13 protein-coding genes and 1 pseudogene are annotated in these 13,643 nt (G+C 71.3%); 8 read left to right on the top strand and 6 right to left on the bottom strand.

All coding sequences use genetic code 11. The features are described from left to right. Positions 1 to 199 precede the first annotated feature (199 nt). On the top strand, positions 200 to 1,618 hold the full coding sequence (locus JOE46_RS12020; protein WP_097212282.1) for a wax ester/triacylglycerol synthase family O-acyltransferase: 1,419 nt from the start codon (positions 200 to 202) through the stop codon (positions 1,616 to 1,618). A gap of 25 nt (positions 1,619 to 1,643) precedes the next feature. Beyond that, positions 1,644 to 1,844, top strand: a complete 201-nt coding sequence (locus tag JOE46_RS12015) for a hypothetical protein (RefSeq protein WP_143548467.1) — start codon at positions 1,644 to 1,646, stop codon at positions 1,842 to 1,844. A 12-nt stretch (positions 1,845 to 1,856) separates the two neighbouring features. Here JOE46_RS12015 and JOE46_RS12010 read toward each other — a convergent pair whose 3' ends face one another. Next, complete coding sequence (locus JOE46_RS12010) at positions 1,857 to 2,282, bottom strand: glyoxalase/bleomycin resistance/extradiol dioxygenase family protein (RefSeq protein WP_373560261.1); 426 nt, start codon at positions 2,280 to 2,282, stop codon at positions 1,857 to 1,859. 93 nt (positions 2,283 to 2,375) lie between these two features. On the opposite strand from JOE46_RS12010, the gene JOE46_RS12005 reads away from it, so the two are divergent. The 6 genes from JOE46_RS12005 to JOE46_RS11980 all read left to right on the top strand — a co-directional run bounded on the left by JOE46_RS12005 (position 2,376) and on the right by JOE46_RS11980 (position 8,492). Continuing rightward, positions 2,376 to 3,305 carry a 4-(cytidine 5'-diphospho)-2-C-methyl-D-erythritol kinase gene (locus tag JOE46_RS12005; protein ID WP_097212284.1) on the top strand — a complete coding sequence of 310 codons (930 nt, stop codon included), beginning with the start codon at positions 2,376 to 2,378 and terminating at the stop codon, positions 3,303 to 3,305. Further along, positions 3,305 to 5,086: an ABC-F family ATP-binding cassette domain-containing protein gene (locus tag JOE46_RS12000; RefSeq protein ID WP_097212285.1), complete on the top strand. Its 1,782-nt coding sequence runs from the start codon at positions 3,305 to 3,307 to the stop codon at positions 5,084 to 5,086. Before JOE46_RS12005 ends, JOE46_RS12000 begins: the two co-directional genes overlap by 1 nt. A 100-nt stretch (positions 5,087 to 5,186) precedes the next feature. Further along, a complete protein-coding gene (locus JOE46_RS11995) occupies positions 5,187 to 5,675 on the top strand; it encodes a nuclear transport factor 2 family protein (protein WP_097212286.1) in 489 nt (162 codons plus the stop codon). A 101-nt stretch (positions 5,676 to 5,776) separates the two neighbouring features. Beyond that, positions 5,777 to 6,478 carry a pyridoxal 5'-phosphate synthase gene (locus JOE46_RS11990; RefSeq protein ID WP_257017511.1) on the top strand — a complete coding sequence of 234 codons (702 nt, stop codon included), beginning with the start codon at positions 5,777 to 5,779 and terminating at the stop codon, positions 6,476 to 6,478. Positions 6,479 to 6,497: 19 nt separating this feature from the next. After that, the gene (locus JOE46_RS11985) at positions 6,498 to 7,502 is read left to right on the top strand and encodes an enoyl-CoA hydratase/isomerase family protein (RefSeq protein ID WP_097212287.1); all 1,005 of its coding nucleotides are present in this window, start codon (positions 6,498 to 6,500) and stop codon (positions 7,500 to 7,502) included. A gap of 132 nt (positions 7,503 to 7,634) precedes the next feature. Next, positions 7,635 to 8,492, top strand: coding sequence for an SDR family oxidoreductase (locus JOE46_RS11980; protein ID WP_374102919.1), 858 nt, complete (start codon positions 7,635 to 7,637; stop codon positions 8,490 to 8,492). A gap of 22 nt (positions 8,493 to 8,514) precedes the next feature. Here JOE46_RS11980 and JOE46_RS11975 read toward each other — a convergent pair whose 3' ends face one another. The 5 genes and pseudogenes from JOE46_RS11975 to JOE46_RS11955 form a co-directional block, all read right to left on the bottom strand. Beyond that, the gene (locus tag JOE46_RS11975) at positions 8,515 to 9,855 is read right to left on the bottom strand and encodes a HAMP domain-containing sensor histidine kinase (protein ID WP_209927316.1); all 1,341 of its coding nucleotides are present in this window, start codon (positions 9,853 to 9,855) and stop codon (positions 8,515 to 8,517) included. Further along, positions 9,852 to 10,553 (bottom strand): response regulator transcription factor, encoded by a 702-nt coding sequence (locus tag JOE46_RS11970; RefSeq protein WP_097212290.1) that lies wholly within the window; start codon positions 10,551 to 10,553, stop codon positions 9,852 to 9,854. The genes JOE46_RS11975 and JOE46_RS11970 overlap by 4 nt, the downstream gene beginning before the upstream one ends. A 23-nt stretch (positions 10,554 to 10,576) precedes the next feature. Beyond that, the gene (locus tag JOE46_RS11965; RefSeq protein WP_097212291.1) at positions 10,577 to 11,050 is read right to left on the bottom strand and encodes a hypothetical protein; all 474 of its coding nucleotides are present in this window, start codon (positions 11,048 to 11,050) and stop codon (positions 10,577 to 10,579) included. A gap of 100 nt (positions 11,051 to 11,150) precedes the next feature. Further along, positions 11,151 to 11,802: pseudogene (gene pnuC / locus JOE46_RS11960) on the bottom strand (nicotinamide riboside transporter PnuC). Between the two features lie 4 nt (positions 11,803 to 11,806). Then, complete coding sequence (locus JOE46_RS11955) at positions 11,807 to 13,507, bottom strand: peptide chain release factor 3 (protein WP_097212293.1); 1,701 nt, start codon at positions 13,505 to 13,507, stop codon at positions 11,807 to 11,809. Positions 13,508 to 13,643: the final 136 nt, after the last annotated feature.

The following is a 13,643-nucleotide window of genomic DNA, read 5'->3' as shown; positions in this document are numbered from 1 at the left end:
CAGGCCCCGGACCTGGACATTTGCTCAAGTGGATTCGGTTTTCCGAATGATGTAGAACAGGTCTCAAGCGCAACTGGCTCGTGATCTTTCTCACAGAATCTCTGCGGGAATGCGACACGGCCGGAGCGCGGAAAGACAGGTCCCCGGGGGACCGGAGCCGCTCACGGTTCCGGGCACGGGATTTCAGGAAAGGCGCGCAATGCTGCTGCCGATGTCACCGACCGACTCGATGTTCCTGCTGGGGGAGTCCCGAGACCATCCGATGCACGTCGGGGGTCTGGCGCTCTTCACGCCGCCGGAGGGTGCAGGGGCGCGGGACGTGCGGGCGATGCTCGACGCAGCCTTTGCCAGGGGTGAGGTCTCGCCGCTGCTGCGCAAGCGGGCGCGGCGATCTGTGACCTCGCTCGGACAGTGGGGCTGGGAGACCGACACCGACATCGACCTCGGCCACCACGTCAGCCACGAGGCGCTCCCGGCGCCCGGCGGGATCACGGAATTGCTCGAACTGGTCTCCCGCCTGCACGGCGGCCTGCTCGACCGCAGCCGCCCGCTCTGGGAGATGCACCTGATCGAGGGCCTCGAGGACGGCCGGTTCGCGGTCTACACGAAGATCCACCACGCACTGGCCGACGGCGTGTCCGCGATGAAACTACTGCGCAGCGCGCTCAGCGAGGATCCGGAGGCGCGCGAGATGCCCGCCCCGTGGGAGCCGCTCGTGCGGGAGCGTCCCGCGCTCGCGCTCGTCCCGGACGTCTCCGACGACGGTTCCGTCGAGCCCGCCCGTGGTGGTCCTCTCGACCTGGCGTCCGCGGTGCTGCGCGTCGCGCGTGGCGCAGTCGGCGAGGCGGTCGGCCTCCTGCCCGCGCTCGCGGGCACGGTCGACCGGGCCAGGCACGACCGCGGCGGGTCACTCTCCTTCGCCGCGCCCAGCAGCATCTTCAACGTGCCGATCGGGGGTGCCCGGCGGTTCGCGGCACAGTCCTGGCCGATCGAGCGGCTGCGGTTGGTCGCGAAATGCGGTGACGCCACGATCAACGACGTGGTGCTGGCGATGTGCGCGGGCGCGCTGCGCGCCTACATGGACGAACTCGACGCGCTCCCGGCCGACCCGCTGATCGCGATGGTGCCGGTCTCGCTGCGACGTGAACCGCATGAGGTCAAGGCGGGCAACGAGATCGGGCTGCTGATGTGCAATCTCGCCACGCACCTCGACGATCCGGCGGCCCGCCTCGACACGGTGCGCACCGCCATGCGCGAGGGGAAGGACTCGATGCGCACCATGAGCACGGCGCAGGTCCTGGCCACCAGCGCGCTCGGCGTCGCCCCGCTGGCGCTGGGCATGTTCGGCCTCGGTGGGCCGGTCCGCCCCGCGAATGTGATGGTCTCCAACGTGCCGGGTCCCGGGACGCCGCTCTACTGGAACGGTGCCCGGCTGAGCGCGCTCTACCCGCTGTCGATCCCGGTCGACGGGCAGGCCCTCAACATCACCTGCACCAGCACCGACGACGAGATCGCGTTCGGACTGACCGGCTGCCGCCGCAGCGTGCCGCCGCTGCAGCCACTACTCGGATATCTCGACGACGAGCTCGCCGCGCTCGAGCGGGCCGTCGGATTGTGACACCGGAGAGGGAGAGGACGATTCAATGCAGCTCACCGCACATGACCAGTCCCTGTTTCGAGATGAGCCCGCGCCACACCGGGTCCGCTCTGCCGTGGCCATCGCGCTGGCCGCATCCGTCCCCTCCGCCGCGCCAGCGCTCCTGGTCACCGGGTCCGCCCTCGCGGGGGTTCTGATCGCCGCATTCACCAGCATCTGCGTCGGCCTGGCCGCCGTGATGATCTGACAGCGGACTCGATCAGCCGATCGGCCCCGCGAGCATCCAACGGTGGCCGAACGGGTCCAGCAGGGTGGCGCCGCGATGGCTGTTCTCGTTCGCCGGTTCGCGTTCGACGGCCGCGCCCGTCGCGCGCGCCCGCTCCAGGGTGGCGTCGGTGTCGGCGACCGGCAGCATCAGGCTCACTCCGGAACGGCCGGGGGCGGGCGCGGTGAAACCGATCTCGGGGAACTCGTCGGCCAGGTACAGCGTGCCGTCGCCGATCGCCAGCTCACAGTGACCGATCCGGCCGTCGGGCATCATCACCGGCTCGCCGTCGACCCGGGCGCCGAAGGCCTCGGCGTACCACTCGATCGCGCGGCGGGCGTCGGGCACGGACAGGTAGGGCAGGGCGGCGGGCCGCGGCACCACGGTCCGCTGCTGGTCGGGGTCGCGGGGGTCGGTCATGACGGCTCCTTGGTGGGTTGGTGGCGTCCACCTCCATGGTCGTCCCCTCGGCGCGGTCATCGGACCGCATTTGTTCCACTACGCTGGTGCCTTGTGCTGTCCGCTGTTCCTCGCCCGGTGATCGTCCGGGCACCGTCGAAGGTCAATCTGCACCTCGGCGTCGGTGACCTGCGCGAAGACGGCTATCACGAGCTCACCTCGGTCTTCCAGGCGCTCTCGCTGCACGACGACGTCGAGGTCCGCGACGCGGACGAGCTCTCGGTCGTGGTGCAGGGCGAGAGCGCGCGGGTGGTGCCGACGGACCACCGCAACCTGGTCTGGCAGGCGGCCGAGCTGCTCGCCGAGCGGGCGGGCAGGGACCCCGCGGTCGCGATCGCGATCGCCAAGGGCATCCCGGTCGCGGGTGGCATGGCAGGCGGCAGCGCCGACGCCGCGGCGACCCTGGTCGCCCTCGACGAGCTCTGGGAGCTCGGCCTCGAGCGCGCCGATCTGGACGAATACGCGGCCCGGCTCGGCAGCGACGTGCCGTTCTCGCTGCGCGGCGGCACCGCGATCGGTACCGGTCGCGGGGAGAAATTGCTGCCGGTGCTGTCCCGCAACACCTTTCACTGGGTCCTCGCGCTCGCCAAGGGTGGGCTGCGGACCCCGGACGTGTTCCGCGAGCTGGACCGGTTGCGCGCCGAGGGCGACCCGCCCCGGCTCGGTGACCCCGACGAGCTGATGCACGCGCTGGCCGTCGGGGATCCCCATCAGCTCGCCCCCCTGCTCGGCAACGACCTGCAGCCCGCGGCGCTGTCCCTCAAGCCGGAGCTGCGCCGCACCCTGCGGGCGGGCACCGCCGCGGGTGCCCTGGCCGGCATCGTCTCGGGCTCGGGGCCCACCTGTGCCTTTCTCTGCGCGGACGCCGACGCGGCCGTGGCGGTCAGCGCGGAACTGGCGGGCGCGGGCGTCTGCCGGACCGTGCGAACAGCCCACGGCCCGGTGCCCGGTGCCCGCGTGATCGACGACAAGACGGAGCACTGATGGCGAATCTGATCAATCTGGAGCAGGTCTCGAAGTCATTCGGGATCAAACCGCTGCTCGACTCGGTGTCGCTCGGCGTCCAGGAGGGCGAGCGGATCGGTGTCGTCGGCCTCAACGGCGGCGGCAAGACCACCATGCTCGAGGTGCTCGCCGGCATCGAACCGCCGGACTCCGGCCGGGTGAGCCGGGTCGGCGGACTGCGGATGGCGGTGGTCACCCAGCGCGGCGTGCTGCCCGCGGGCTCGAGCGTCGCCGACGTGGTCCTCGCCCCGCTCGGGGTCGACGAACACGAATGGGCGGGCAACGCCCGGATCCGGTCGATCCTGACCGGAATCGGGATCGACGCCGTCGGCCTCGATCGCATGGTCGAGGGGCTGTCCGGTGGCGAACGGCGCCGGGTGGCTCTGGCCGCCGCGCTGGTGCAGGACCTGGACCTGCTGGTGCTCGACGAGCCGACCAACCACCTCGACGTCGAGGGCGTGCAGTGGCTGGCCGAGCACCTCGTCGACCGGCGCAGCGCGCTGGTGGTCGTCACGCACGACCGGTGGTTCCTCGACACCGTCGCCAACCGCACGTGGGAGGTCGTCGGCGGAAAGGTCGAGGCCTACGAGGGCGGCTACAACGACTGGATCTTCGCCCGCGCCGAGCGCTCCCGGCAGGCCGACGCCTCCGAGGAGCGCCGCAGGAACCTGGCCCGCAAGGAACTCGCCTGGCTGCGGCGCGGTGCGCCCGCCCGCACCTCCAAGCCCAAGTACCGGATCGAGGCGGCCGAGGCGCTGATCGCCGACGTGCCCCCGCCCAGGGACAAGGTCGCGCTGGCGTCGTTCGCGAACAGCCGACTCGGCAAGGTGGTCATCGAACTCGAGGACGCCACGATCGCCGCGCCGGACGGCCGGGAACTCGTGAACGATCTGACCTGGCGCTTGGCACCCGGCGAGCGCATCGGCCTGGTCGGCGTCAACGGCTCCGGCAAGACCACGCTGCTGCGCACCCTCGCGGGCGAACTCGAGCCCGCGACGGGCCGACGGAAGCAGGGTCAGACCGTCAAGATCGGTTGGCTCCGCCAGGAACTCGACGACCTGCCGACCGATCTGCGCGTGCTCGAGGCGGTCAAGGATGTCGCCGAGCGGATCGTGTTGGGCGACAAGGAAATATCCGCCGGTCAGCTGGCCGAGCGACTGGGCTTCACGCCGGCCCGTCAGCGCACCCGAGTGGGCGATCTGTCCGGTGGCGAGCGGCGACGGCTCCAGCTGACCCGGGTCCTGATGTCGGAGCCGAACGTGCTGCTGCTCGACGAGCCGACCAACGACCTGGACATCGACACCCTCCAGCAGCTCGAGGACATCCTCGACGGCTGGGCGGGCACGATGGTGGTGATCAGTCACGATCGCTACCTGATCGAGCGGATCTGTGACTCCACCTGGGCGCTGTTCGGTGACGGCAAGCTCACCAACCTGCCCGGCGGCATCGTCGACTACCTGCGCAGGCGTCGGGCCGCGGTCGAGGCCGCCGGTACCACCAGTCAGGCGCTGTCGGGTTCGTCCGCGCCCGCACCGCTGAGGGACGGCGCCGCGGACCGGGCGGCCCGCAAGGAGCTGAGCAAGCTCGAGCGCCAGATCGTCAAGCTCGACGAGCGCGAGACGAAGCTGCACGCGGCGTTGGCGGAGGCCGCGACCGATCCGGCGAAGCTGCAGTCGCTGGACGCGGAGCTCCGGCAGGTCGTGATGGACAAGGACGGCGCCGAGGAGCGCTGGATGGAGCTCGCCGCCGAGCTGGAGTGAACCGGCGCTCACCCATTCCGGTCTCCTTCGCAGGCGAAGAAGACTAGTCTGCGAGCAGGTCAGTATCTGTGCATGAGTCCCGTCATGGAAGGCGTGCATCATGGATCTGGAGGCCGTCGCCGAGATCTGCAGACTCAAATACCGGTACACCCGCGCGCTGGACACCAAGGACTGGGCCACGTTCCGCGACACCCTGTTGCCCGACGCGACGGCGACCTACGGCGAGCATCTCCGGTTCGAGGATCGTGATGCGCTCGTCTCCTTCATGGAGATCACGCTGGCCCCGCACGTGCTGACCGAGCACCTGACCGGGCAGCCCGAGATCGACGTGGACGGTGACAGCGCGTCCGGGGTCTGGGTGCTCTCGGACACGGTGATCATTCCGGAGGACGGGATGATGCTGCGCGGTGCGGCCTACTATCACGATCGGTATGCCAAGGGCGCCGACGGACGATGGCGCATCTCGCACACGGGCTACGAGCGCACCTACGAGGTGGTCATCTCCCTCGCCGACATCCCGAGCTTCCAGGTCACCTCGAGCCGCTGGGCGCTCTCGGTGACCCCGGCCGCCACCCAGGCCTCCGCCTGACGGAGATCGGGCAGAGTCGAATCGTGCTCGGCCCGAGGCGCTCTCGGTCTGCGCGCGTCCTCGCGGTGCGCGAACCCGTGGCCGGGGCCTAGGGTTCGATCGTGCCCGACATCGCGCCCCGGTCCTCGTTCGCCGACACCCGCGCGTGGCTGCGCGCCCTGCCCGCCATGACGGCCGCGGCGGCGCCCGCCGACGTCCTGGACCCGACTCACACCCCGTCGCCGCTGTTCCTGCGCTGGCTGGAGGATGCGGTCGCGGCAGGCGTGCCGGAACCCCAGGCGGCCGTGCTGTCCACGACGGAGGACGGCGGCCGGGTCGACGCCCGGGTGCTCACCCTCAAAGACGTCGACGAGCGGGGCTGGTGGTTCTCGGGCTCGGTGGACTCCCCGAAGGGGCGTCAGCTGGCGGCGAACCCCTCGGCGGCGCTGACCTTCTACTGGGCCGGGGTGGGCAGGCAGGTCCGGGTCCGCGGCCACGCCGAGCCGGGGGAGGCGCGGGTGAGCGCGCGGGACTATCTCGAACGGTCGGTGACCGCCCGCGCGGTGGCCGCCGCCAGCCGACAGAGCGAGGTCCTGGCCGATCCGGTCGAGTACGACCGCGCGGTCGCCGAGGCGGTCTCCCGGATCGAGGCCGACCCGGGCCTCGTCGCGCCGGCCTGGCAGGCTTGGTGCCTGGTCCCGGACAGCGTCGAGTTCTGGCTCGCCGACCCGGGGCGCAGACACCAACGGTTGCGGTACGGGCGGCCCGAGCCGTCCGCGAGTTGGTCGACCACTGGGTGGATTACCGACGTCCTGTGGCCGTGACCAGAACATCTGAACGGGAGTGTGCATGAGCTTCATCCGGACCAACGTCGCAGGCGGCGTCGGCGAGATCGTGCTGGACCGACCGAAGGCGCTCAACGCCCTCGATCCGAGCATGATCCGCGATCTGTACGAGCCGCTGCTGCGCTGGCGCGACGACCCCGCGGTCGAGACGGTCCTGGTGACCAGCGGTTCCGAGCGGGCGTTCTGCGCGGGCGGCGACATCAAGGCCGTGCGCGAGGCGGTGCTGCGCGGCGACCGCGAGTTCGTGCACGGGTTCTTCGCCGACGAGTACCGGCTCAACCTGCTGATCGGCGAGTACCCGAAGCCCTACATCTCGCTGATCGACGGCGCCGCGATGGGCGGCGGGCTCGGCATCTCGGTGCACGGCTCGGTCCTGGTGGTGACCGAGCGGGCGGTGCTGGCCATGCCGGAGACCGCGATCGGGTTCTTCCCGGACGTGGGCGCGAGCCACTTCCTGCCGCGGCTGACCGGCGCGGCAGGCATGTACCTCGGGCTCACCGGCGCCAGGGCCTCGGCGGGCGACGCGGTCGCGTTCGGACTGGCGACGCATTTCGTGCCGAGCGAGCGGTTGGCGGAGTTGGCCGACGCGATCCGCGGTGGCTCGGCCGCCGAGGCGCTCGAGAAGTTCGGCGAGCAGGCCCCCGAGGCGCCGCTGGCCGCGCGGCAAGCGGAGATCGACGAGGTGTTCGCGCAGGGCACCCCCGCGGACATGCTGGCCCGGCTGACCGGGGACGACGAGTGGACGACGCAGGCGCGGACCGCGCTGACCGCGGTGTCGCCGACCGCCGCCTTCGTCACCGCGGAGCTGATCCGGCGCGGCGCGGACGACGAGCTGTCGCGGTGCCTCGATCGTGAGCTGGCGCTGACCGCCGCGGTGACCACCGGGCCCGACTTCGCCGAGGGCGTGCGCGCGGTGCTGGTCGACAAGGACCGCAACCCGTCCTGGTCGCCGTCGAGCCTCGCCGAGGTGGACCGGGACGCGATCGCCGCCCTGTTCGCCTAGCCCCGTCCGCCCCGCCGAGTGTGCAGCTACTGTCGCCCCTTCCCGGGCGATGCCCCGGTAGCTGCACACTCGGCCGGGTTCGGGGGCGCGCGGATAGCATCGAATCCGCCATCCCTACCGGAGGAGCCAGCAATCGTGATCACCGAGATCCTCGCCCGCGCGGCGCTGAGCCCGATCCCGTCCGCCCGGGCGATCGCCGCGAAGTTCCTGCCGATCCGCGAGCACCGGATCGAGGGCAAGCGGATCCTGCTGACCGGGGCCTCGTCCGGGGTCGGGGAGGCGGCCGCGCGGCGACTCGCCGCCGAGGGCGCCGAGCTGATCCTCGTCGCGCGGGGCGCGGAGGCGCTCGAGGCCGTGCGCGACGAGATCGTGGGCGGGGGCGGGACCGCGCACGCCGTGCCATGCGACCTCACCGATCCGGATGATGTGGACCGGCTGCGGATCCTCGTCCGCGACGAACTCGGTCCCGTCGACGTGCTCGTCAACAACGCGGGCCGGTCGATCCGCCGCCCGGTCGAGGATTCGCTCGACCGGTTCCACGACTTCGAACGCACGATGGCCCTGAACTACTTCGGCCCGGTACGGCTCACCCTCGCGCTGTTGCCGGAGATGCTCGAGCGACGGCAGGGGCACGTGGTCAACGTGGCCACCTGGGGCGTGCCGGGCGGCGTCATGCCCAAGTTCGCGGCCTACCACGCGTCGAAGTCCGCGGTCAGCGCGTTCGGGCGCGACCTCGGCGCCGAGCTCGACGGACGCGGGGTGTCCGTGACGACCGTGCACTTCCCGCTGATCCGCACCCCGATGATCGCGCCGACCAAGGACTACGACGCGATGCCGGCGCTGACCCCCGAGGACGCGGCGTCCTGGCTGGTCACCGCGATCCGGACCCGGCCGGTCGAACTGCTCCCGACCTACGCGGAGCTGCTGCGGTTCCTCGACAACTTCGCCCCGACGGTCACCGACGCCCTCGTGCGGCGCGCCGGGATCTGACCGCTGCCGGTCGAGTGTGCAGCTACCGGGGCATCGCCCGAGTGGCGGCGGCGGTAGGTGCACACTCGGCGGGGCGCTGGGGGAGCCGCAGGACAAGCCGGACGCCGCCGAGCGGGCTGTCCACCAATTCCACGGTGCCGCCGTGCAGTTCGGCCTGCTGAGCGACCAGCGCGAGGCCAAGCCCGGACCCGGCGGAGTCGGAGCCGGTGCCGCGGACGAAGCGCGCGAACACCGACGCCCGCTCGGCCTCCGGCACGCCACTCCCGTCGTCGTCGACGGTGATGACGGCGGCGCCGTCGGCGTCGGCACGGACGGTGACGAGCACCCGCCCGGCCCCGCCGTGCCGGACCGAGTTGGTGATGGCGTTGTCGAGCACCAGTCGTAGCCCGGTCGGAATGCCGCGCACGACAACGGGTTCGGGGGCGGAGACGGAGATATCCAGGTCGGGATGGATGCGCTCGGCTGCCTGCACACAGCGGTCGACCAGCTCGGCCAGGTCCAGCTGCTCGTGGTCCGCGACGTCGGAGAGCTCGCCGACCGCGAGCCGCTCGAGGTCGGTCAGGGTCGTCTCGACCTGACGCTGCGTGCCGAGCAGGTCACGCAGGATCTCCTCGCGCTGCTCGCCGGTGAGCCGCATCGTCGAGAGCACCTCGAGGTCGGTCCGCATCGAGGTCAGCGGGGTGCGCAGCTCGTGCGCGGACACCGCGGCGAAGTCGCGTGCCGAACCGAGAGCTTCCTCGGTCCGCTTCTGGGCCGCGGCGATCCGGTCGAGCATGTGCCCGATCGCCTCCGACAGGTCCTCGGCCTCCCTGGCCCCGCGCACGCTCGGGCGAGCAGCCCCGGGATCGTCGCCGATGTCGTGGGTGGCATCGGCCAGCAGCCGCAGCGGGCGGACGGCCCGCCCGGCCAGCAGCCAGCCCAGCCCGCCCGCCGCCGCGATCGCCACCACGGCCGCGATCGCGACCGCCACCTGCTGCTGCCGGATGGCCTGGGTCAACGGGTCCTCCGGGACGGTCAACGCCAGGAAGGCGCCCGGTTCTCCGGGGACCGCGACGTCGCGAACCCGGACCGCGGTACCGGCCATCAACTCCGTTCTGGTCGCGTCCTCGGCCACGGCGGCCTCCGCGGACCCACCGGATACGACGGCGGGTAACGGGAGAGCCGGTGCCATGTCGACTGTGTCGGCGGCGGTTGTGTCGGCCGGCATCGCCAATGTCACCGAGTCGAGCGTCCGGTCGATCTGCTCGGAGCCGTTCACCCGCAGGAACACCGCGATGGCCGCGCCGATGGCGACGATGACGACGGCCGCGGACAGCGCCGACACGATGGCGACCCGCGTTCGCAGCGACAGCGACCGCCTCACGGTTGCGCCCGCAGGACGAAGCCGACGCCGCGGACCGTGTGCAGGACTCGTGGCATCGAGTTCGCCTCCAGTTTCTTGCGTAGATAGGTGACGAAGACGTCGACCACGTTGGTGTCGGCGTCGAAGTCGTAGCCCCACACCAGGCGCAGCAGCTGGGGGCGGCTGAGCACGACGCCCGCGTTCTCCGCCAGCGCGCCGAGCAGGTCGAATTCGCGCTTGGTCAGGTCGAGTCTGCGGCCCGCGACGTGGGCGCGCCGCCCCGGCAGGTCCACCTCCAGGGCCCCGACCGTGACGGTCCCGGCGGGCGTCGCGGCCAGGGGCGCCCGCCGCAGCAGCGCCCGCAGCCGGGCCACCAGTTCGCCGAGCTCGAACGGCTTGGTCAGGTAGTCGTCCGCGCCGGCCTCCAGACCCGCGATTCGGTCACCGACGGAGCTGCGCGCACTGAGCACGCAGATCGGCACCTCGTTGCCCATCGCCCGCAGCGCGGTGACCACGCCAACGCCGTCGAGGCCCGGCATGTTCACATCGAGGACGATCGCGGCGGGGCATTCGTCGGACACGGCCCGCAGGGCGGAGGCGCCGTCCGTCGCGGTCTCGGTGTGAAAACCGGACAGACGGAGCCCCCGTTCCAGCGAGGCCAGGACCTTGGGGTCGTCGTCGACGACGAGGATGCGGGCGGTATCGGTCACCGCATCCATGGTGCCAGGGCCGCGAGGGTGTCCTAGCAGGCCCGAGCCACGGTCACGGCGCCTGCCGGGGCGTTCTCGTCCATCTGGATGGTCAGCACCTGCGCCAACTCCGCGGGCAGATCTGCCGGACCGGGGATGCGAATGACGGTGGGGGCCGCCATCCCCTCGGCTTCGGCCGGGATCGGCACCTGGATCTCGGCCGGTGCGGCCTCGACGGCCTCCGTGGCCGGGACGGTCGGGGTGGCCGGCACCGCGGTGCCGGCCTCGATCATCTTCTGCAGCGTCTCCGGGCTGAGTTCGATGGCCGCCGCCGCGCAGGTCGCCTCGTCCAGCGGCGCGCCGAGCACCGCGGGGGCCGACTCGCCGACGGCGACCGCCGGGCCCTGCGGGATGGCGTCGTTCGCCCACGCCACGCCGGGCACCGTGATCGCGGCGGCGACCGCCAGTCCGGCGGCCGCGATCCCGGCGCGCTTGCGGACGACGACGGTGTTGAGGGACTTACGCATTGGGGTCTCCTTCGGTCTTGTCGGAGCCGGAGGTGGCCTCGACACGACCCAAGGTAGGGACGAAAAACTCGGCGCCCGTTAGCGAATCATTAGGGGTTCGTTAGACCCGCACCGGCATCGTCCGGCGCTGGATCCGCAGCCACACCGCGAAGCCCCAGACCACGAAGCCCGCGTACACCAGGTACAGGATCGCCGACGGGTAGTAGCCGGCCTCGAGCAGCAGCGGGACGCCGACGACGTCGACGGCGATCCAGATCAACCAGAACTCGGTCCAGCCGCGGGCCATCCCGTAGGTGGCGAGCATCGAGCCCATGAAGATCCACGCCTCCGCCCACGGGCCGTAGGACCCGAGCCGGGCGAAGATCTGCGCGAACGCCACGGTGCCCGCGCCCATCGCGAGCACCAGCAGGAGCCGGTCCCGCGGCGGCGCCCACCGGGGCAGCACCGCCTGGCCGGACTCGTGCCGCGAACGCACCCACTGCGTCCAGCCGTACACGCTCACGCTGATGAACATCAGCTGGCGGCCTGCCTGGCCGTACAGGTTCAGCTCCTGTGGGGTGTGGAACAGCGCGCCCATGAACACGGTGAACAGCAACGCATTTCCGGCGATGCCGACCGGCCACGCCCACACCACGCGCTTCATCCCGCCGATCGCGGACGCGATGCCGAAGGTGTTGCCGACGATCGCGCCACAGGATCGTGGCCCCGCCGATGTGCAGTTCCGCATCGAACAGGGCGAGCAGCGGGTTCACGGAGCTAGTCGGCGGTCGCGACGAGCGGCTCGAGGGTCAGCTCCGGAAGCTCCTTCTGCAGGTACTGCAGCCGCCACTTGTCGCTGATCAGGGCGAGCATCACACCGTCGGACCTGGTGAAGACCTCGACCCCGCGCTGGCGGCCCAGCTCGGTGGCCGACTCGGCGTCCGTGCGGCGAGCCAGCGCGTACGGCAGGCCCTCCATCCGGGCCTCCACCGAGAACTCCGCCTTCATCCGCGCGGCCACCACCTCGAACTGCATCGGGCCGACGGCCGCCATCACCGGAGCCGCGTCGCCGCGAATGTCGTTGCGCAGCACCTGGACCACGCCCTCGGAGTCGAGCTGCTCCACGGCGCGGCGGAACTGCTTGTACTTGCTCGCGCTCTCCGCGCGCAGCACCGAGAAGTGCTCGGGCGCGAACGAGGGGATCGGCGGGAACTCCACCTTCTTGTCCGTGAACAGGGTGTGGCCGGGGGCAAGGGCGGTCGCGTTCACCAGGCCGACCACGTCGCCCGGGTACGCCGATTCGACGGTGGAGCGCTCGCGGCCGAACACGGTCTGCGCGTACTTGGTGGTGAAGGGCTTGCCGGTCTGGGCATGCGTGACGACCATCCCGCGCTCGAAGACACCGGAGACGATCCGCATGAACGCCAAGCGATCTCGGTGGCTCGTGTCCATGCCCGCCTGCACCTTGAACACCACCGCGCTGAACGGATCGGTGACCTCGCGCGAGGCGCCCTTGATGTCGTCGCGCGGGCCGGGGGCTGGCGCGAGCGCCACCAGGGTGTCGAGGATCTGCCGGACGCCGAAGTTCAGCATCGCGGAGGCGAAGATGACAGGGGAGGTCTGTCCGGCCAGGAACATCTCCTGGTCGTGGTCCTGCCCGCTGGCGGAGAGCAGCTCGCTCTCCTCGACCGCGGTCTCCCAGTCGGAGCCGTCACGGGCCGCGGCCGCGTCCGCGTCGAGGATCTCCTCGGGTGCGATCGTGGCGCCGCCCGCGGTGCGGGTGAACCGGATGTACTCCTGCGGGGCGCCGTCCTCGCCGCGCCGCAGCAGGCCGCGGAAGTCGCCCGCGATGCCCACCGGCCAGTACAGGGGAGTCGGGGTCAGGCCGATCCGCTCGTGGATCTCGTCGAGCAGCTCCAGCGGGGTCTGGCCCGGGCGGTCCCACTTGTTGATCACGGTGATGACCGGGATGCCGCGGTGGCGACACACCTGGAACAGCTTGAGGGTCTGCGGCTCGAGGCCCTTGGCGGCGTCGATGAGCATGACCGCGGCGTCGACCGCGGTGAGCACCCGATAGGTGTCCTCCGAGAAGTCGGAGTGACCTGGGGTGTCGACGAGGTTGATGACGCTGATCGGATCGTTCGGCTCGGACTCGCCGGACTTGTAGTTGAACTGCAGCGCGGTCGAGCTGACCGAGATGCCGCGGGCCTTCTCCATCTCCATCCAGTCCGAGACGGTGGACCGGCGACCGGCCTTGCCGTGCACGGCGCCCGCCTCCGAGATCATCTTCGCGTGCAGCGCGAGGGCCTCGGTCAGTGTGGACTTACCGGCGTCCGGGTGCGAGATGACCGCGAAGGTCCGTCGCCGGGTGGCCTCGGCGGCCAGGCCCTTCGGCGTCGCGGGGGTCCCGGCCGAGGCGACCTCCGCGGGGGCGTCGGGGGAGGTGGAGGCAGACGCCGGCGCGGGCTCGGTGGTCACCGGGATTCCTAACTGATATGAGACGGACAAGATGGCGAAACGCCAATATGCCAGGCTACCCGTGCGGGTGACGCCTATGCTCGAGTGCACCCCGAACCAGGCCGTGGCCCCCGGGAGTAACGGCCGAATTGCGTTT

The sequence above is a fragment of the Rhodococcus sp. PvR099 genome (assembly GCF_017833315.1).
GTDB lineage: Bacteria > Actinomycetota > Actinomycetes > Mycobacteriales > Mycobacteriaceae > Rhodococcus_G > Rhodococcus_G oryzae.
Note: the sequence above shows the minus strand (reverse complement) of the source record. Positions and strands in the feature narration are given on the sequence as shown.

Excerpts from the sequence above, each read along its gene's own strand:
- JOE46_RS12000 (WP_097212285.1), top strand. The coding sequence starts at position 3,305 with ATGGCGAATCTGATCAATCTGGAGCAGGTCTCGAAGTCATTCGGGATC.
- JOE46_RS12010 (WP_373560261.1), bottom strand. The coding sequence starts at position 2,282 with ATGACCGACCCCCGCGACCCCGACCAGCAGCGGACCGTGGTGCCGCGG.
- JOE46_RS11995 (WP_097212286.1), top strand. The coding sequence starts at position 5,187 with ATGGATCTGGAGGCCGTCGCCGAGATCTGCAGACTCAAATACCGGTAC.
- JOE46_RS12015 (WP_143548467.1), top strand. The coding sequence starts at position 1,644 with ATGCAGCTCACCGCACATGACCAGTCCCTGTTTCGAGATGAGCCCGCG.
- JOE46_RS11970 (WP_097212290.1), bottom strand. The coding sequence starts at position 10,553 with ATGGATGCGGTGACCGATACCGCCCGCATCCTCGTCGTCGACGACGAC.
- JOE46_RS11965 (WP_097212291.1), bottom strand. The coding sequence starts at position 11,050 with ATGCGTAAGTCCCTCAACACCGTCGTCGTCCGCAAGCGCGCCGGGATC.
- JOE46_RS12020 (WP_097212282.1), top strand. The coding sequence starts at position 200 with ATGCTGCTGCCGATGTCACCGACCGACTCGATGTTCCTGCTGGGGGAG.